The following is an 18152-nucleotide window of genomic DNA, read 5'->3' on the forward strand; positions in this document are numbered from 1 at the left end:
AGGCGCTCCTCATGCGGATGTGAAGTCTGGCCGAAGGCCTAACACCGCCGCGCGCCGCCCGCAAAGCCTCCTGTCTAAGGGGCCGTTTGCTGACCTTCCTTCGTCCAGTCGGCCGTCCAGTCCAGAATCTCCTGCTGCCACTCGACCCAGGTCTGCGGCTTCAGCACCCAGTGGTTCTCGTCCGGCACATGGACGAAACGGCTGGGGATGTTCAGCCGTTGCAGGGCCGAGAAGGTCGCCAGCCCCTGCTCCATCGGCACGCGGAAGTCCTTGGAGCCGTGCAGCACCAGCATCGGCTTCTTCCAGTCGCCCGCATAGGTCTCGGGATTGTGGGCGTCATAGACGGCCTTGCGGTCCCAGGTCGCGCCGCCGAACTCATGGATAAAGGTCGAGATGTCCATGGCGTTCATCAACTGCGGCACGTCGAACACCCCCGCGTGGTTGACCAGGCAGCGCCACGGCTCGTTCCACTGGCCCGCGATCATATTGACCATATAGCCGCCGTAGGAGGCGCCCAGCGCGCAGGCCCGCTGGCCGTCGATCCACGGATTGGCCGACAGCGCCGCCTGCCAGCCCTTGCGCAGATCTTCCAGCGGACGATCGCCCCAGTGATCGTTGATGGCGTCGGTGAAGGCCTGGCCGTAGCCCGGCGAGCCGTGGAAGTTGACCATCACCACCGCATAGCCCGCCGCCGTATAGACCTGGGGGTTCCAGCGGTAGGACCAGCTCTCGGTCCAGGGCGACTTGGGTCCGCCGTGGATCAGATAGACGGCCGGATATTTACGGCCCTCGACGAAGCCTGCGGGCTTGAACACCCAGCCGTGCGTCGTCTCGTCGTTCCAGCCGGGGAAGCGGATCTCCTCGGGGCGCGGCAGGTCGATGCGGGCCAGCAGTTCGGCGTTGTGCTGGGTCGCCTGGCGCGCAGCCTGGCCGTTCCGGACGATGAAGACCTGCGTCGGGGCGGTGAAGCTCTCATGGGCGTAGGCCAGCACGCCGCCGACCTCGTCGAAGTCGCCGACCGAGCCGATGTCGGTCAGGGCCTTCACCGCGCCGGTGCGGGCGTCGATCTCGAACAGGCGGTTCTGGCCCTCGTCGGCGGCCGTGACATAGAGCGCCCGGCCGTCCGAGCGCCAGGTCAGGCCGCTGGGACCGCGATCCCAATTGGTCAGGGCGCGGGCGTTCGCGCCGTTCGCATCGGCCACCATGACCACCGGCTGATCGCCGCCGACGTTCTCGCGCGGGGCCGCCAGCCAGGCCAGACGGCGTCCGTCGGGCGACAGGGCGGGCGCCCCGTCCGGTCCAGAATGGCCCTCGGTCAGATTGACCGGCGCGCCGCCGTCCAGGCTCAGGCGATACAGGTCGCTGTCGTTGGTGAAGGCGGCGCGGTCCGCCTGCTTGCGCGCCGCATAGATGAAGGCGCGCCCGTCGCGCGCGATCGTCAGCCCGCCCTCGCCGACGCTGACATCGCCGTCCAGTCCGGCGGTCAGGTCGCGCGGCTGGCCCTCGGCGAAGCCCGAGCCGTTCAGCGGCTGCAGGAAGATGTGGCTCTGGCGGCCGTCGGCCCAGCGGTCGAACACCCGCAGCGGCATCCGGTCATAGACCTGCTGGTTCGACTTGGCCCGTTCGGCCAGGCGATCCTTGGTGCACTCCAGAGTCTCACAGTCCGTATAGACCGACACGCCCAGCACCAGGGCCTTGCCGTCCGGCGTGAAGCGGAAACCCGACAGGGACACCGGCAAGGTCGTCACCTGAGCCGCCGCCATGCCCTCGCGGTCCGTCCGCCACACCTGGGTCGATCCCCCGCGCGGCGACAGAAAGTAGATCGACTGCCCGTCCGGCGCCCAGCGCGCGCCCGAGACGCCGCCCTCGGAGATCGGCAGGCGACGCGGCGCCGTCGCGCCGTCGACATCGACCATCCACAGGCCCGTCAGGTTGCGGTTGCCGTCCCAGTCGGTGCGCGTCACGGCGTAGATGACGCGGCGGCCGTCAGGCGAGACGCGCGGATCGCTGACCCGCTCCATCATCGCCAGATCCTTCAGGCCGAGGCGGTCCGAGGCCTCGGCCTGAGCCGGCGCAACCGCCGCGGCCGGCGCTTCCTGGGCCAGAACCGGCGTCGCGGCCAAGCCGCCCGCCAGCAACAGCATCTGGACGGCCGCAGCCGTCATCCAGTGTGATCGGGTCATTACGCTACACTCCCCCAAAGAATGGTCAGGTTTCCTGCATAGGCGGCGATCCGGTCCTAGCCAAGCTGGATGGCGCTTGCCCGACGCCGCCGCCTCGGCGACAAGCAGGCGATGAGTCCGGCTCCGCACATTGTCGACGTCCTGATCGCCGAGCGCGCGCCCCGCCTGACGGGATCGGCCGCCTGGCCTCTGGCGCGGCCCGCCCTCTACGGCCTGCTCGACTACGCCAAGGCGCGGCGCATGGCCGACGCCATCGGCCCGATGGGCGGTCGCCAGGCGCTGGACTACGTCTCCGACCTGCTGGAGCTGACGGTGCGGACGGCGCATCTGGATCGCCTGCCCGCCTCGGGCCGCTGTCTGGTGGTGTGCAACCATCCGACCGGCATCGCCGACGGCCTGGCCGTGCATGACGCCCTGCGCACGGTGCGAAACGACCTGATCTATTTCGCCAACGCCGATGCGCTGCGCGTCTCGCCGCGCCTGTCGGAGACCGTCGTCCCCGTCGAATGGGTCACGGCCAAGCGCACGCGCGAAAAGACCCGCGCCACCCTCCAGGCCGCGAAAGAGGCGTTCGAGGCCGAACGCTGCGTCGTCATGTTCCCGGCCGGACGCCTGGCCCGCGTCGGCCCGGACGGTCTGCTGACCGACCCCGAATGGGCCGCCACCGCCGCTTCGCTGGCCCGCAAGTACGAGGCGCCGGTGATCCCGATCCACGTCTCCGGCCCTAGCAGCCGCCTGTTCCACCTGTTCGACAAGGTGTCGCAGGAGCTGCGCGACATCACCCTCTTCCACGAACTGCTGAACAAAAAGGGCCGCGCCTTCGACCTGATCGTCGGTCGCCCCATCCCGCCGCTGGCCCTGGACGTCGACGCCCAGGCCGCCACTCTGAAACTGAAAACCTTCGTCGAGCGGACCCTGGCCGCCGATCCGGACGCGACCTTCGCCTGATGCCCTCCGCATGACGACTTTCGACCTTCCCGACGCCGACGCCACCACCCGCCTCGGCGAAGCCATCGCCCCCCTGCTGGCGCCGGGCGAATCCGTCCTGCTGTACGGCCCGCTGGGCATGGGCAAGTCGACGCTGGCGCGCGGCCTGATCCGCGCCCTGACGCGCCCTGACGAGGACGTGCCGTCGCCGACCTTCACCCTGGTCCAGTTCTATGAGAGCGACCCGCCCATCGCCCATTTCGACCTCTATCGCCTGACCCTTCCGGAGGAGGCCTTCGAGGTCGGGCTGGACGAGGCGCTGGACGAGGGGTGCGCCCTGATCGAATGGCCCGAACGGCTGGGCGACGATCCCGGCCGGATGCTCGGCCCCGACCGTCTGACGATCGAAATCTCGGAACCCGCCCCTCAAGCAGCCGCCCTCCGCGAGGGCGGCGATAGGGGCCTCTCTGGAAGAGTTGCGACCGTTTCCGGCGCAGGTTCGTGGGAAGCCAAACTGAAGGAACTCCATGTCTGACCGCGAAGCCCTCCGTCTCGACTTCCTGCGCTCGGCCGGTCTGGCCGAGGCCGTCCGCGCGCCCCTGCCCGGCGACGCCTCGACACGCCGATACGAGCGGCTGACCACGCCGTCCGGCGCCTCCCTGATGCTGATGGATCAGGCCCCCGCCGCCGAAAGCCGGCCCTGCGATCCGTTGTGGACGCCGGAACAGCGCCACGCCCACGGCTGGAACGCCGTCGCCCGCCTGTCCGCCGGTCGCATCGAAGCCTTCGCCGCCGTCGCCGCCCATCTGACGTCGCTCGGCCTGTCCGCGCCCGAAATCGTCGCCGTCGACGCTCCTAACGGTCTGGCCGTGATCGAGGATTTCGGCGACGCCCTGTTCGCCCGCGTCATCGAGGACGGCGCCGATCCCGCTCCCCTCTATCGCGCCGCCGTCGAGGCTCTGGCCGTCCTGCACGCCGCCCCGACGCCCGATGTCCTGACCGGCCCGGCCGGCGACTGGCCCCTGCTGACCTATGACCAGACGGCGCTGCAAGGCGGCGCCGACCTGTTCGTCGAATGGCTGCCCAAACTGATCCCCGCCCTCAGTTTCGACGAGGCCGCCGTCGCCGAATGGCGCGCGGCCTGGGCGCCGATCACGGCGATGGGCGAGGCGGGCGCGACCGTCATGGCGCACCGCGACTATCACGCCGAGAATCTGATCCGGCTGGACGGCAGAACCGGCGCCGCCTCGGTCGGGATGATCGACTTCCAGGACGCGGTGAAGGCCCACCCGTCGTGGGATCTGCACTCCCTGCTGCAGGACGCCCGCCGCGACGTAGCGCCCGAGCTGGAGGCGTTCGCCCTCGACCACTATTTCGCCCTGCGCCCCGAGACAGACCGCGAGGCCTTCATGGCCGCCTACGCCGGCCTGGCCGCCCTGAACGAGGCGCGCATTCTCGGGATCTTCGCCCGCCTGATCGCCCGCGACGGCAAGCCCCGCTACGCCGCCTTCATGCCGCGCATGTGGGCGCACCTGAACGCCAATCTGAAGGCGCCGGGCCTCGAAGCCGTCGCCGCCTGGATGGATCGCCACGTGCCGGAGGACGTGCGTCGATGACGTCTCCCACAACCGCCATGGTTCTCGCCGCCGGGCTCGGCACGCGGATGCGCCCCCTCACGAACGACCGGCCCAAGGCGCTGGTCGAGGTCGACGGCAAGGCGCTCATCGACCATGTGCTCGACCGGCTGGCCGAGGCGGGCGTGACCGACGCCGTGGTCAATGTCCACTGGTTCGCCGACCGGCTGGAAAGCCATCTGGCCGCCCGCCCCCGCCCGGGCATCCGCATCTCCGACGAGCGCGCCGAACTGCTGGAGACCGGCGGCGGGCTGAAGAAGGCCCGTCCCCTGCTAGGCGATGCTCCCGTCTTCGTCGCCAATATCGACAGCGTCTGGATCGACCGAGGCGACGCCTTGGGCGACCTCATCCGCCTGTGGGATCCCGCGCGCATGGACGCCGCCCTGCTGCTGGCCCGGCGCGAAGGCTCCATCGGCTTCGAGGGCGGCGGCGACTTCTTCCTCGCCGACGACGGCGCCCTGACCTTCCGGGGCGAGGCCGCCAGCGCCCCCTACGCCTATATGGGCGTCCACATCACCCGGCCCGATTACGCCGACCACGGGCCCGACGGCCCCTTCTCGCTCAGTCCCCTGTGGCGCGCCTCGGCCGCCGAGGGGCGCCTGTTCGGCTGCGTGCTGGACGGCGACTGGATGCACGTCGGCGACCCGCAGGCGCGCGACGAGGCCGAGGCGCGGCTGAAGGCGGAGGCCTGATCATGACGGGGGGGCGCTTCGATCCGTTCGCCGGAAGCGGGCCGCGCTGGCGCGCCGTGCCCGCCTGGCGGCCCTTCCTCGAAGATCTCGCCGCCGGGGTGCTCGACTGGCTGGGCGACGCCCCGCCCGAGACCCTGACCGACGCTGTCATCCTGCTGCCCAACCGCCGCGCCGCCCGCGCCTTCTCCTTCGCCCTGGGCAAGCTGGCGGGCGAGCGCCCCGTGCTGCTGCCTCAGGTCCGCCCGCTCGGCGATCTGGAGGAGGACGAGCCGCCCTTCGCCCCCGGCGAGCTGGGTCTGGACCTGCCGCCCGCCATCGCCCCCCTGACGCGCCGCTTCGAGATGGCGCGCATGATCGCCGAGGATTTCGAGCCGGGGATGAAGCCCCTGCGCGCCCTCGAAATGGCCGATGCGCTGGGCGCCTTCCTCGATTCCTGCCAGCTGGAAGAAGTCTCCGACCTGTCGCGCATCGCGACCCTGGCGGAACAGGATCTGGCCGAGCACTGGCGCGAGAGCGCTCGCTTCCTCGGCCTTGCCGTCGAGGCCTGGCCCAAACGGCTGGAGGCGCTCGGCCTGGTCGATCCGGCCTGGCGCCGCGCCACCCTGCTGCGCCGCCTGGCCGAGGCCTGGGACGCCCGCCCGCCGCAACAACCCGTCATCGCCGCCGGCTCCACCGGCACCGTCCCGGCCGCCGCCGATGTACTGAGGGCCGTGGCCAAGTCGCCGCAGGGCGTGGTCGTCCTGCCCGGTCTCGACCTCGATCTAGCCGCCGACGCCTGGGACCGCATCGACGACCAGCACCCGCAGGCGGCGCTGAAGGCGCTGCTGGCCCGCGCCGAGGTCGCGCGCGAGGCCGTCCAGCCCTGGTTCCAGCCCCCCCTCGAACCGGCCGACGAGGCGCGCGGTCTGGCCCGCCAGCGCCTGATCAACGAGGCCCTGCGCCCCGCCGAGGCCACCGACGACTGGCGAGCCGAGATCAAGCGACTTCGCGCTCGCTCGGCCGAGGCGGGCCGCGCCGCCGATCCCATCGCCGAGGGCCTGTCGGGCCTGACCGTCCTGTCTGTCCGCGCCGAGGAAGAGGCCGCAACCGCCGTCGCCCTGATGATGCGCGAGAGCCTTGAGCACCGCACGCCCGACGGCCGTCCGATCACCTGCGCCCTGGTGACGCCGGACCTGCAGCTGTCGCGCCGCGTCGAGGCGCGGCTGACGCGCTGGGGCATCGTCGCAGACTCCTCCACCGGCCAGCCGCTGTCGCGGATGACGGCGGGAGTGCTGGTCGACCTTTGCGCCCGCTTCCTGGCCGAACCGCTGAAGCCCCAGACCCTGCTGGCCCTGCTGAAGCACCCGCTGGTCCGCCTCGATCTGGGCGAGACCTCGCTGCACGACGCAGCCGAGGCGCTGGAGGAACACGCCCTGCGCGGCCCGCGTCCACGCCGCTGGTCCCAACTTCAAGAACGCCTGCTGAAGGCGGCCGAGCCCCGGCGGGGCGGCCTGCCGCTGGCCGACTGGAAGCTGGCCCGGCTGAAGGGCGCGCAGGCCCTCGCCGACCGGCTGGAGGCGCTGGCGGCCGCCCGCCCCTGTCCGCCGGACGAGGCCGCCCGCACCCTGACCGCCCTGATCGAGGCCCTGGCCGGTCAGAACGCCTGGGCCGGACCGGACGGCGAGGCGGCGGCCGCCCTGCTGTCCGCCCTGATCGAGGGCGGCGGTCCGCTGGGGCAGACCACGCCCGCCGAGTTCGCCGATCTGATCGCCGCCTTGCTGGCCGAGACGACGGTGCGGACCGGCGGCGCCACCCATCCGTCGCTTCGCATTCTCGGCGCCATCGAAGCCCGTCTGGCGCGGGCCGACCGTATGATCCTGGCGGGACTGGAGGAGGGCGTCTGGCCCAACGCCGCTCCGGTCGATCCATTCCTGTCGCGGCCGATGCGCGCCGCCCTGCCCCTGCCCGCGCCCGAGCGGCGTCTGGGCCAGACGGCGCAGGACTTCGTTCAGGCCGCCTGCGCCGACGAAGCCGTCCTGGTCCACTGCGAACGACGCGGCGGCCAACCCGCCGTGCGCTCGCGCTGGCTGTGGCGGCTGGAGATGCTGACGCGCGGCGCAAACGCGCCCGACACCCCGGTCAGCCTCAGCGCCCCCGAAGGCGTCGCCGACTGGACCCGCGCGCTCGACGCCCCGCCGCCCGGACAGGCCCGGCTGGCCCCGCGCCCGGCGCCCAAGCCCCCGGTCGAGCGCCGCCCGCGCAGCCTCTATGTCACCGGGGTCGAACGCTGGGTCCGTGACCCTTACGCCCTCTACGCCCGCCGCATCCTGAACCTCGAACCGATGAACCGCCCCGGCGCCTCGGCCGAAGCGCTGGATCGCGGCAACGCCGTGCACAAGGCCATCGAACGCCTGACCGAGGACTGGCCTCACCATCTGCCCGACGATCTCGACGCGGTGATCGAGCGCCTGCTGCTGGAGGAGCTGACCGCCCACGGCTTCGAGGACGCCGCCATGGCCCGCGAGGCGCCGTTGGCGAAAAACGCGGCCCGTTGGCTGGCCGGGTTCGAGACCGAGCGCCGCGCGCGCGGCGTGGCCCTGCTGATCGAGCAGCAAGGCGCATTAGAGTTTGACGCCCCTGGCGGCCCCTTCACCGTCAAGGCCTACGCCGACCGCATCGAGATCGGCGCCCTGACCGCCGCCGTCATGGACTTCAAGACCGGCCAGGTTCCCTCGGCCAAGCAGATCAAGGAGGGCTTCGCGCCTCAACTGACCCTGACCGGCGCCATCCTGGCCGCCGGCGGCTTCAAGGCGACGAACGGCCCCGTCCCGCCCGAAGAGCTGGCCTACGTTCGCGTCATCGGCCGCAAAAAGGCGGGCGAGGTCGCCGTACGCGCCGCCGGGCCGGAAGCGCAAATCCTGTCCGACGCCGCGCTGCAAGGTCTGAAGGCGCGCGTCGCCGACTTCGACAAACCGGAAACGCCCTACACCTCCTGGGCGGCACCGCAATTCATGGGCAGCTACAGCCCCTACAACCTGCTGGCCCGCGTCTGGGAGTGGCACGTCATCGGCGGCGGCGAAGAAGGAGAGGCGGAATGAACCTCCACGTTCGGGACGGCCTCAACCCCCAGACACGCGCCGCCGATCCGGCCCGCTCGGTCTTCGTCACCGCCAACGCCGGGTCGGGCAAGACATCGACGCTCGTCAGCCGGGTGGCGCGCCTGCTGCTGGGCGGCGCCGCGCCCTCGGCCATCCTGTGCGTGACCTACACCAAGGCCGCCGCCGCCGAGATGCAGGCCCGCCTGTTCGAGCGGCTCGGCAAATGGGCCGTCATGGACGACGGCGAACTGTCGGCCGAACTGGCGAAACTGGACGACAGCGACCCCGCCGCCCTCAACCCCGCCCGCCTGTCCGAGGCGCGCCGCCTGTTCGCCCGTGCGCTGGAGACCCCCGGCGGGCTGAAGATCCAGACCATCCACGCCTTCTGCGAAAAGTTGCTGCGCCGCTTCCCCATCGAGGCGGGCGTGTCGCCGCGCTTCACCGTGCTGGAGAACGAGGCGGCGATCGCCCTCAGCCACGCCGCGCGCGAAGACCTGGCCCGCGCCGCCCTCGCCGACGCCGAGGGGCCGGTCGGCGAGGCCTACAGCCATTTCGCGGTCGAGCTGGACTGGGGCCGGTTTCAGGATCTGCTGGCCCTGATCGAGGCCAAGCGCGCCGAACTGACCGACTATGTGGCCCGCGTCGCCGACGGCCGCGCGCCCGGCCCCTACGTCCTGACCGGCGCCGATCCGCAAAAGACGCCGGAAGACATCGAGGCCGACTTCCTGCGTTGGCTGGACCGGGGCGAGGTCCGCCGCATGGCCGAGCTGATGGCCACCGGCTCCAAGACCGACAAGGATCGGGCCGCCGAGCTGATCCACGCTCTCGACCACGACTGGAGCTTCCACGGCCTGGGCGTCGTCTTCCTGACCGGCTCCGGCTCGCCCCGCAAGTCGATGGCGACCAGGCAGGCGCCGCCCGACGCGGCCGGCTGGCTGGCCGATCTTCAGGACAAGTTCCTGGCCGCGCGCGACCAGCTGCGCGCCGCCAAGGTCGCCGACGACACCATCAGGCTGCTGACCCTCGCCAACGCCCACGCCGCCCTATACGAGGCGGCCAAGACGGCCCACGGCGCGCTCGACTTCTCGGATCTCGTGGCGCGCACGGTCGAACTGCTGACCGTCCGCTCGACCGCCGCCTGGGTGCTGTACAAGCTGGACGGCGGCGTCGACCATGTCCTGATCGACGAGGCCCAGGACACCGCCCCCGAACAGTGGGCCATCATGCGCGCCCTGACCGGCGAGTTCTTCACCGTTCCCGATACGGACCGCACCGTCTTCGCCGTCGGCGACGAGAAGCAGTCGATCTACTCCTTCCAGGGCGCCCGGCCCGAACGGCTGCGGCAGGAAGCGCAGGTCTACGACAGCCTGATCACCGGGGCGGGCGGCGACTTTCAAGGCGTTGAACTGGCCACGTCGTATCGATCGACCGAGGCCGTCCTCAACTTTGTCGACGCGGTCTTCGCCACGCCGGAACGGACCTGCGCCCTGGTCGGCGAAGACGTCGCGAGCATCCCGCCCCACATCGCCTCTCGCCAGGGCCAGCCCGGCGCCGTCGAACTGTGGCCCCTGTTCGTGGACGAGGCCCCGCCCGAGCGCGACGCCTGGACCGACCCCGTCGATCAGGAAGGAACCGCCAGCGCCCGCAAGCGCATGGCCCAGACGCTGGCGTTCGAGATCAAACGACAGGTCGAGACCGGCGCCGTCGTCTTCGACAAGGGCGGCGCCGCGCGCCCCTGCGGCTACGGCGACTTCCTGATTCTGGTCCGCCGCCGCGACGCGACGTTCGAGGAGATCATCCGCGCCCTGAAAGCGGCGGGCGCGCCCGTGGCGGGCGCCGACCGGCTGAAGCTGTCCCAGCACATCGTCTTCGACGACCTGAAGGCGCTGGCCCGTTTCGCCCTCTTCCCCGGCGACGATCTGACGGTGGCCGAGGTGCTGCGCGGCCCCTTCTGCGACGTGGACGAGGACAGCCTGTTCGACCTCGCCGGTCTCAAGGATCGCAAGGGCCTGTGGCGCGAACTGAAACGCCGCGCGGACGAGCGGCCCGAGTGGGGCCGGGCGCTGGTCCTGCTTCGCACGGCGCGCGACGCCCGCGACCTCGACCCGTTCGGCTTCTTCTCCAGTCTGCTGAATCGGGTGGACGCGACGGGCGTCTCAGGCCGCGCCCGCATCCTGACCCGTCTGGGCCGCGAGGCCGAGGAAGCCGTCGACGAGACCCTCAATCAGGTGTTGGCCGCCGAGGGACGCGGCGGGACCGATCTGGAGACCTGCCTCGCCCTGCTGGAAGCCGCCGACGTCGAGGTGAAGCGCGAACTGGAAGGCCCGCGCGGCGAGGTCCGCGTCATGACCGTTCACGGCGCCAAGGGGCTGGAGGCGCCGGTCGTCATCCTGCCCGACACGACGATGAAGGCGAAGGCGCAGGGGCCGTCGTTGATGCCGGTCCCCACCGAGAGCGGCGAAGCCTGGCTGATGTGCCCCGGCTCTTCCAAGGAGGACTGCCCCGTCTCGGCCGACGCCCGCACCGCGCGCGAGGCGCGGGTCGGCGATGAATCCCTGCGCCTGCTCTACGTCGCCCTGACCCGCGCGCGGGACCGGGTGATCGTCATGGGACGCGGCTCCAAACGCGCGCCCGAGGCCGGGGACTGGTGGTCGGTGATCGAAGAGACCTTCGACCGGCTGGGCGATCAGGTGCGCGACCTGGACGGCGGCGTGCGCCGCTACGGCGCCGACCCCGACAGCCTGCCCGCCGCCGTCGCCGCCGCCGAAATGCGCCCTGAGGCCCCCGACTGGGTGCGGACTGAGCCGCCGCGAGACGCCGCCGCCCGCTTCGCCTCGCCGTCGCAGATGCAGGAGCAGAAACGCATACCGGCGCCGTCGCCCCTGGCGCGCGGCGAAGGCCCCGGCGCGGGGCTGGGCCGCTTCCGACGCGGCGACCTGATCCACCGCCTGCTGGAGCGCCTGCCCGACCTGCCGTCGCCCGACCGCCCCGACGCCGCCCGCCGCATGCTGGCGCGCGAGCGCGATCTGACCGAGGACCAGCGCGCCGAGATGATCGCCGCCGCCTTCGGGGTGCTGGACGACGCCCGCTTCGCCCCCGTCTTCGGCCCCGGCAGCCGCGCCGAGGTCGCCCTGACCGGAACCGCGCCCGACCTGCCGTCCGGCGTGTCGATCTCGGGCCGCATCGACCGGCTGGTGGTCACGCCCGAGCGGGTGCTGGTGGTCGACTTCAAGTCCAACCGTCCCGCGCCCGACCGCATCGAGGACGCCGATCCGGCCTATATTCTGCAGATGGCGACCTACGCCGCCGTCCTGCGCCGCCTCTATCCCGACCGCGCGGTCGAGGCGGCCCTGGTCTGGACCGACGGGCCGAAGCTGATGGCGGTTCCTCAAGCCTTGATGGACGCCGCTCTCGAAAATGCGCGTTGATTTGTCGGGGATTCGCACCCACATCTGTGCCTGAACGCTGACGCCGCCGTCAGCGGGAAACATGTTCTGCGCTCAAGCAGCGAGCCGCCGCGCGGCGAGCGATAGCGCCCTTAAGGAGACTAAAATGGCGACTGTGAAAGTCACCGACGACAGCTTCGACGCCGACGTCCTGAAGTCCTCGACCCCCGTGCTGGTGGACTTCTGGGCCGAGTGGTGCGGCCCCTGCAAGCAGATCGGCCCGGCGCTGGAGCAGATCGCCGACGAACTGGCGGGCAAGGTCACGGTCGCCAAGGTCAACATCGACGACAGCCCCATGGTCCCGTCCAAGATGGGCGTGAAGGGCATTCCGACCCTGATGCTGTTCAAGGATGGTCAGATGACCTCGATGAAGGTCGGCGCCATGCCGAAGGGCAAGATCGTCGAATGGCTGGCCGAAGCCGGCGTGAAGGCGGACTGACACCTGACATTCTCCCTCCCCTTCATGGGGAGGGCGGCTGAGCCCGCAGGGCGAAGTCGGGTGGGGGCGGCGTTTCGAAAGAGGCGCCGCCTTTTCTTTGCCCGCTTCGCCCAAGCCCTCCCCACCCGGTCGCTTCGCGACCATTCTCCCCATGAAGGGGAGGGAGAGGCGGCGCGTTTGCTTATACGGGCCAGGTCTCGCGGCTTGCGCCCAGAACCTCGCCCGCCAGATACAGCGAGCCGCAGATGACCACCCGTCCGGCGCCCAGGGCCAGGGCGCGGTCCAGCGCGGCGTCCACCGATCCCGCCGCCATGGCGCCGAAGCTCCGTCCCTGCGCGACGGCGGCCAGGGCCTCCGGCTCGGCGGCCGTTCCGTCGAAAGCGACGGTGAAGACCTGGGCGTCGATCCCCTTCAGCGCCTCGAAGAAGCCGCCGGCGTCCTTGTTGGCCAACATACCGACAATCAGGGCCGTCGGGCGCGGCGCACGCGTCTGACGGTCGGCCAGGGCGCGGGCCAGGGCGCGGGCGGCGTGGGGGTTGTGCCCGCCGTCCAGCCACAGTTCGGCGTCGGCCTTCTGAGCCTTCTCGGCATAAAGACCGGCGGTCAGACGCTGCATCCGCGCGGGCCAGCGCACGGCCTTCAGCCCCTCGGCGACAGCCGTTTCTGGCAGGTCCAGCTCCAGCGCGGCGGCGATGGCCACGCCCGCATTGTCGAACTGATGCGCGCCGGACAGGGCGGGCGCGGGCAGGTCGAGGAACCGCTCATGATCCTGATAGACGAGGCCGCCGCGCTCGGCCCAGGCGTCAAAATCCACGCCCATGACGGTCAGGGGCGAGCCGACCTCGGCCGCGCGGCGCGTGATCACGGCCATGGCCGCTTCGGACTGGCGCGCCACGACGCCGCGCGCGCCCGCCTTGAGGATGCCCGCCTTCTCGCCCGCCACGCCCTCGATCGTCGTGCCCAGAAACTCGGCGTGGTCCAGATCGACCGGCGTGATAACGCTGAGCAGGGGCCGGGCGATGACATTGGTGGCGTCCAGCGATCCGCCGAGGCCCACCTCGATGACAGCCAGGTCGGCGGGCGTCTCGCTCATGGCCAGAAGACCCGCCGCCGTGGTGCTCTCGAACACGGTGGCCTGGCCGCCGGTCTCGGCCATCGCCGCCTCGACCCGGTCGAGGATGGCGTTCAGCGCCTCATCGGTGATCAGCGTCCCGGCCAGCCGGATACGCTCGTTGAAACGCACCAGATGCGGCGAGGTATAGGCGTGGACGCGCAGGCCCGCAGCTTCCGCAATGGCGCGGATCAGGGCGACCGTCGAGCCCTTGCCGTTGGTGCCCGCGACATGAACCACCGGCGGCAGTCTGTCCTGCGGATTCCCGAGCGCGGCGCACAAGGCCCGCATCCGATCCAGCGACAGGTCGATGCGCTGGGGATGCCGGGCGCGCAGGCGTTCCGAAATCGGGTCCATGGCAAAAGCCTGCGGTTAGGCAGCCTTCTTCTGGGCCGCGCCGCCCATCAGCATGGACAGGATCAGGCCCAGGGTCGTCGGCAGGTCGCCGCGCGACACCACCTTGTCGACCATGCCCTTGTCCTTGAGGTATTCGGCGCGCTGGAAGCCCGGCGGCAGCTTCTCGCGGATGGTCGTCTCGATCACGCGCGGACCGGCGAAGCCGATCAGGGCGCCCGGCTCGGCCAGGTGAACGTCGCCCAGCATGGCGTAGGAAGCCGTGACGCCCCCCGTGGTCGGATCGGTCAGCACCACGACGTAGGGCAGCTTGGCCGCCTTCACTTCCTGAACGGCCAGGGTGGTGCGGGCCATCTGCATCAGGCTGAGGGCGCCTTCCTGCATCCGCGCCCCGCCGGCGGCGGTGTAGCAGACCAGGGGAACATTGCGCTTCACCGCTTCACGCGCGGCGGCGATGAAGGCCTCGCCCGCCGCCATGCCCAGCGACCCGCCCATGAAGGTGAAGTCCTGCACGATGACCACGGCGGGCGCGCCGCCGATGCGGCCGTAGCCGATGGCCATGGTGTCCTTGCGGCCCGCCGCCTTGCGCGCCGCCGACAGGCGGTCGCGATAGGGTTTGCCGTCCGAGAACTTCAGGGGGTCTTCCGGCACGTCAGGCGTGTCGATCGCCTCATACAGGCCGTCGTCGAAGGTGGCCTTCAGGCGCGTCGGCGCATTGATCCGCATGTGACGGCCCGACGGCGTGACCCACAGGGCCGCCTCCAGGTCCGAGCGGAACAGCATCTCGCCCGTGTCAGGATCCTTGACCCACAGATTGTCCGGGGTGTCGCGCGGGCTGACGATCTTGCGCACGCCGGGCGCGAAACGCGACAGCCAGCCGCCGCGTGCCTTGTTCTCGGTGTTCTTATCGACCATGAGCGGGGCCTTTAAACGGTTTCCGTCACGGAAGCACTAGTTCTCGCCGTCTTCACAGCATCGGCCAAGGCCTTCACCTTGGCCAGAACGCGGGGAACGGCCGGTTCGTTCGCCCCGAGCGCGGCGGCCACTTCGTCGACGAAGACCGAGCCGGCGACCACGGCGTCGGCGACGCGGGCGATCTCGGCGGCGCGTTCGGGCGTCCTGACGCCGAAGCCGACAGCGACAGGCAGGTTCGCCGCGCGGCGCACGCGCTCGACGGCGGGCGCCACATCGGCGGCCACGGCCTCCTTCACCCCCGTCACCCCGGCGACTGAGACGTAATAGACAAAGCCCGAGGTGCCCTCGGCGATGACCTTCAACCGCGCGTCGTCGGACGTCGGCGTGGCCAGGCGGATCAGCGACAGATCGGCGGCCTTCAGCGCAGCCAGCAGGGGCGCCGCCTCTTCCGGCGGGCAGTCGACGACGATGATTCCGTCCACCCCGGCCTCGGCCGCATCGCGGGCGAAGACCTCATAGCCGTAGGATTCCACCGGGTTCAGATACCCCATCAGGATCAGCGGCGTATCCTGATCGCCCTTGCGGAAGTCAGCGACCAGATCGAGCGTGCCGCGCAGGGTCATCCCCGCCTTCAGCCCGCGCAGGGCGGCGCGCTGGATCGGCGGCCCCTCGGCCATCGGGTCGGAAAAGGCCAGACCCAGTTCGATCAGATCGGCCCCTGCGGCGGGCAGGCCCTTCAGGATCTCCAGCGCCTCATCCCGGCTGGGATCGCCGGTCATGACATAGGGCACGAAGCCGGCCCGCCCCTCGGCCTTCAGCTTGGCGAAACGGGCGTCGATGCGTGCGGTCGTCATTGCGGCAGCGTGCCCGCGACCGGCGACGCCGTACAGACGTCGCCCGGAATGACCGCGAAGCCCAGATAGCCCGGCGCCGTCGCTTCGGCCGGCTTTTCCTGATCATAGAAGGCGACCATCTGCATGCCGTCGCAGCCGCCGCCCTCGCGACGCTTGACGAAGATGACGCGGTTGTCGTCGCCGTCGGCGGGCAGCCAGCCCTGCCCCTGCAGATGCGTCGTATAGGCTTCGGCCAGGGCGCCGATCTGATCGATCTGAGCGGTCACGCAGAAGGCCGCGGTGCGCAGCAGGCCGCCGCAGTCGGCGGATTCCGTCGCCGGAGGCAGGACCGGCACGCCCGTCGCCGGCGGCCCGGGCGGAATGGTCGGCGCTGTCTGCACCGGCGCCTGGGCCGCGGGCGCTTGTGGCGCAGGCGCCGTGTTCTGCGCCAGGCTCAGGGTCGGCGAAACGGCCGCCAAGGCGGCGGCGATCAGCAAGGTCTTCATCATTACAACTCCACGCCCAGGTGTTGCGCCACGGTGTTAATGTCCTTGTCGCCTCGACCCGACAGGACGACCACCAGATCGCCGTCCTTGCCGATCTGCTTGGCGACCTCGCCCGCACGCGCCAGGGCGTGCGAGGACTCCAGCGCCGGGATAATGCCTTCCAGCTTGCACAGCGCCTGGAACGCCTCCAGCGCCTCATCGTCGGTCGCCGACAGATACTCGGCGCGGCCCAGATCGTGCAGCCAGGCGTGCTCCGGTCCGATGCCCGGATAGTCGAGGCCCGCCGAGATGGAGTGACCCTCAAGGATCTGGCCGTCCGCGTCCTGCAGCAGATAGGTGCGATTGCCGTGCAGCACGCCCGATCGCCCGCCCTTCAGGCTGGCGGCGTGTTCGGGGGTGTCCAGGCCGTGGCCCGCCGCCTCGACCCCGATCAGGCGCACGCTCTCGTCTTGAATGAAAGGGTGCATGGCGCCGATGGCGTTCGATCCGCCGCCGATGCAGGCCATGACGGCGTCGGGCGGGCGGCCGATCTGGCGCTGGCTCTGGGCCTTGATCTCCTTGCCGATCACCGACTGGAAGTCGCGCACCATGGCCGGATAGGGGGCCGGCCCCGCCGCCGTGCCGATGATGTAATAGGTGTCGGCGACATTGGTGACCCAGTCGCGCATCGCCTCGTTCATGGCGTCCTTCAGCGTCGCCGCACCGGCCGTCACCGGGTTCAGCTCGGCCCCCAGCAGCTTCATGCGGAAGACGTTCGGCTGCTGCCGAGCCACGTCGACGGCGCCCATATAGACCGTGCAGGGCAGGCCGAAGCGGGCGCAGACGGTGGCCGAGGCGACCCCGTGCTGACCGGCGCCGGTCTCGGCGATGATGCGCGTCTTGCCCATGCGGCGGGCCAGCAGGATCTGGCCCATGCAGTTATTGATCTTGTGCGCGCCCGTGTGGTTCAGGTCTTCGCGCTTCAGCCAGATCTTGGCGCCGCCGAAATGCTCGGTCAGCCGCTCGGCGAAATAGAGGGGGCTGGCGCGGCCGACGTAGTGCTCCAGATAGCCGTCGAGTTCGGCCTGGAAGCTGGGATCCGCCTTGGCCCCCGCATAGGCCGCCTCCAGCTCGTGGATCAGCGGCATCAGGGTCTCGGGCACGAAACGACCGCCATAGGGGCCGAAACGCCCCTCGGCGTCAGGCCAGGCGTAGGAATTCGAGAGAGCGTTCACGGTCTGGGGCACAACGTAAAGTCTTCAGGGAGGAAGGCGACGAAATCAGGACCGCGATGCGGCGTCCAGAAAAGCTTTGATCAGGGCCCGGTCCTTAACACCCGGCGCGCTTTCGACGCCAGAGGAGACATCGACCATCGGCGCCCCAGAAATCCGCACCGCCTCGGAAACATTTTGCGGGTCCAGCCCGCCCGCGAGGAACCAGTTTGCCGGAAGCGCCCGGTTCTGCATCAGCCTCCAGTCGAACGAGGCCCCCACCCCGCCGGGCAGGTCCGCGCCCTTGGGCGGCCTGGCGTCGAACAGCAGATGATCGGCGACGCCGGTCCAGTCGGCGACGCTCGCAAAGTCCGCCTCGTCCCGGATCGACAGGGCCTTGATGATCCCCGCCCCCGTCAGCCTTCGCGCCTCGGCCGCACGCGCAGGCGTCTCATGGCCGTGCAGCTGGATCAGATCGGGCCGCAGGATCAGGGCGACCTCGCTGAGCAGGGCATCGTCGGGGTCGACCAGGACGGCCACGATCTTAGCTTTTCCGCGCGCCCGATCGAACAGGGTGGCGGCGTGCAGCGGCGGGATGTGGCGCGGGCTCTTGGGAAACACCACCGCTCCGACAAAGGCCGCCCCGCCCTCCAGCGCCGCATCCAGCGTATCCGGCGTCGTCAGGCCGCAGATCTTGGTCAGTGTCATGGCGGTGAGGTGCGCGACTGCGGAGGACAGGTCAAGCGCCAGCCCTCTACCTCCCGCTCACCCCGGCGGACGCCGGGGCCCAGTTCTTTGGCTGCAAGCGCAGCGTATGAGGTTTTCACGGGATCCCGACGTCCGCC

Annotated in this window: 14 protein-coding genes; 7 read left to right on the forward strand and 7 right to left on the reverse strand. The window is 70.7% G+C overall.

Going from position 1 to position 18152, the window contains the following annotated elements:
• Positions 1-74: 74 nt before the first annotated feature.
• Complete coding sequence (locus EGK63_RS16940) at positions 75-2183, reverse strand: S9 family peptidase (RefSeq protein WP_125899411.1); 2109 nt, start codon at positions 2181-2183, stop codon at positions 75-77.
• A gap of 69 nt (positions 2184-2252) precedes the next feature.
• On the opposite strand from EGK63_RS16940, the gene EGK63_RS00460 reads away from it, so the two are divergent.
• The 7 genes from EGK63_RS00460 to trxA all read left to right on the forward strand — a co-directional run bounded on the left by EGK63_RS00460 (position 2253) and on the right by trxA (position 12398).
• Positions 2253-3131 carry a 1-acyl-sn-glycerol-3-phosphate acyltransferase gene (locus EGK63_RS00460; protein ID WP_125899412.1) on the forward strand — a complete coding sequence of 293 codons (879 nt, stop codon included), beginning with the start codon at positions 2253-2255 and terminating at the stop codon, positions 3129-3131.
• A gap of 10 nt (positions 3132-3141) precedes the next feature.
• Positions 3142-3645 carry a tRNA (adenosine(37)-N6)-threonylcarbamoyltransferase complex ATPase subunit type 1 TsaE gene (tsaE, locus tag EGK63_RS00465; RefSeq protein WP_125899413.1) on the forward strand — a complete coding sequence of 168 codons (504 nt, stop codon included), beginning with the start codon at positions 3142-3144 and terminating at the stop codon, positions 3643-3645.
• Entirely contained in the window at positions 3638-4726 is a 1089-nt protein-coding gene (amgK, locus tag EGK63_RS00470) for an N-acetylmuramate/N-acetylglucosamine kinase AmgK (protein ID WP_125899414.1), read from the forward strand. The genes tsaE and amgK overlap by 8 nt, the downstream gene beginning before the upstream one ends.
• Complete coding sequence (gene murU / locus EGK63_RS00475; protein WP_165906495.1) at positions 4723-5436, forward strand: N-acetylmuramate alpha-1-phosphate uridylyltransferase MurU; 714 nt, start codon at positions 4723-4725, stop codon at positions 5434-5436. The genes amgK and murU overlap by 4 nt, the downstream gene beginning before the upstream one ends.
• 2 nt (positions 5437-5438) lie before the next feature.
• Positions 5439-8513, forward strand: coding sequence for a double-strand break repair protein AddB (addB, locus tag EGK63_RS00480; RefSeq protein WP_125899415.1), 3075 nt, complete (start codon positions 5439-5441; stop codon positions 8511-8513).
• Positions 8510-11941, forward strand: coding sequence for a double-strand break repair helicase AddA (addA, locus tag EGK63_RS00485; RefSeq protein WP_125899416.1), 3432 nt, complete (start codon positions 8510-8512; stop codon positions 11939-11941). Before addB ends, addA begins: the two co-directional genes overlap by 4 nt.
• Before the next feature lie 124 nt (positions 11942-12065).
• Positions 12066-12398, forward strand: coding sequence for a thioredoxin (gene trxA, locus EGK63_RS00490; RefSeq protein WP_003168818.1), 333 nt, complete (start codon positions 12066-12068; stop codon positions 12396-12398).
• Positions 12399-12579: 181 nt separating this feature from the next.
• On the opposite strand, the gene EGK63_RS00495 is transcribed toward trxA, so the two are convergent.
• From EGK63_RS00495 to EGK63_RS00520, 6 genes are read right to left on the reverse strand one after another with little or no spacing between them, the layout of a single operon-like run.
• A complete protein-coding gene (locus EGK63_RS00495) occupies positions 12580-13866 on the reverse strand; it encodes a folylpolyglutamate synthase/dihydrofolate synthase family protein (RefSeq protein ID WP_125899417.1) in 1287 nt (428 codons plus the stop codon).
• A gap of 15 nt (positions 13867-13881) precedes the next feature.
• The gene (locus tag EGK63_RS00500; protein WP_125899418.1) at positions 13882-14778 is read right to left on the reverse strand and encodes an acetyl-CoA carboxylase carboxyltransferase subunit beta; all 897 of its coding nucleotides are present in this window, start codon (positions 14776-14778) and stop codon (positions 13882-13884) included.
• Between the two features lie 11 nt (positions 14779-14789).
• On the reverse strand, positions 14790-15632 hold the full coding sequence (gene trpA, locus EGK63_RS00505; RefSeq protein WP_125899419.1) for a tryptophan synthase subunit alpha: 843 nt from the start codon (positions 15630-15632) through the stop codon (positions 14790-14792).
• Positions 15629-16120 (reverse strand): hypothetical protein, encoded by a 492-nt coding sequence (locus EGK63_RS00510; protein WP_125899420.1) that lies wholly within the window; start codon positions 16118-16120, stop codon positions 15629-15631. Before EGK63_RS00510 ends, trpA begins: the two co-directional genes overlap by 4 nt.
• Positions 16120-17331 carry a tryptophan synthase subunit beta gene (trpB, locus tag EGK63_RS00515; RefSeq protein WP_165906496.1) on the reverse strand — a complete coding sequence of 404 codons (1212 nt, stop codon included), beginning with the start codon at positions 17329-17331 and terminating at the stop codon, positions 16120-16122. The genes EGK63_RS00510 and trpB overlap by 1 nt, the downstream gene beginning before the upstream one ends.
• Before the next feature lie 45 nt (positions 17332-17376).
• Entirely contained in the window at positions 17377-18015 is a 639-nt protein-coding gene (locus tag EGK63_RS00520; RefSeq protein WP_125899422.1) for a phosphoribosylanthranilate isomerase, read from the reverse strand.
• Positions 18016-18152 lie beyond the last annotated feature (137 nt).

Source organism: Brevundimonas sp. 357 (genome assembly GCF_003938605.1).
Taxonomy (GTDB): domain Bacteria; phylum Pseudomonadota; class Alphaproteobacteria; order Caulobacterales; family Caulobacteraceae; genus Brevundimonas.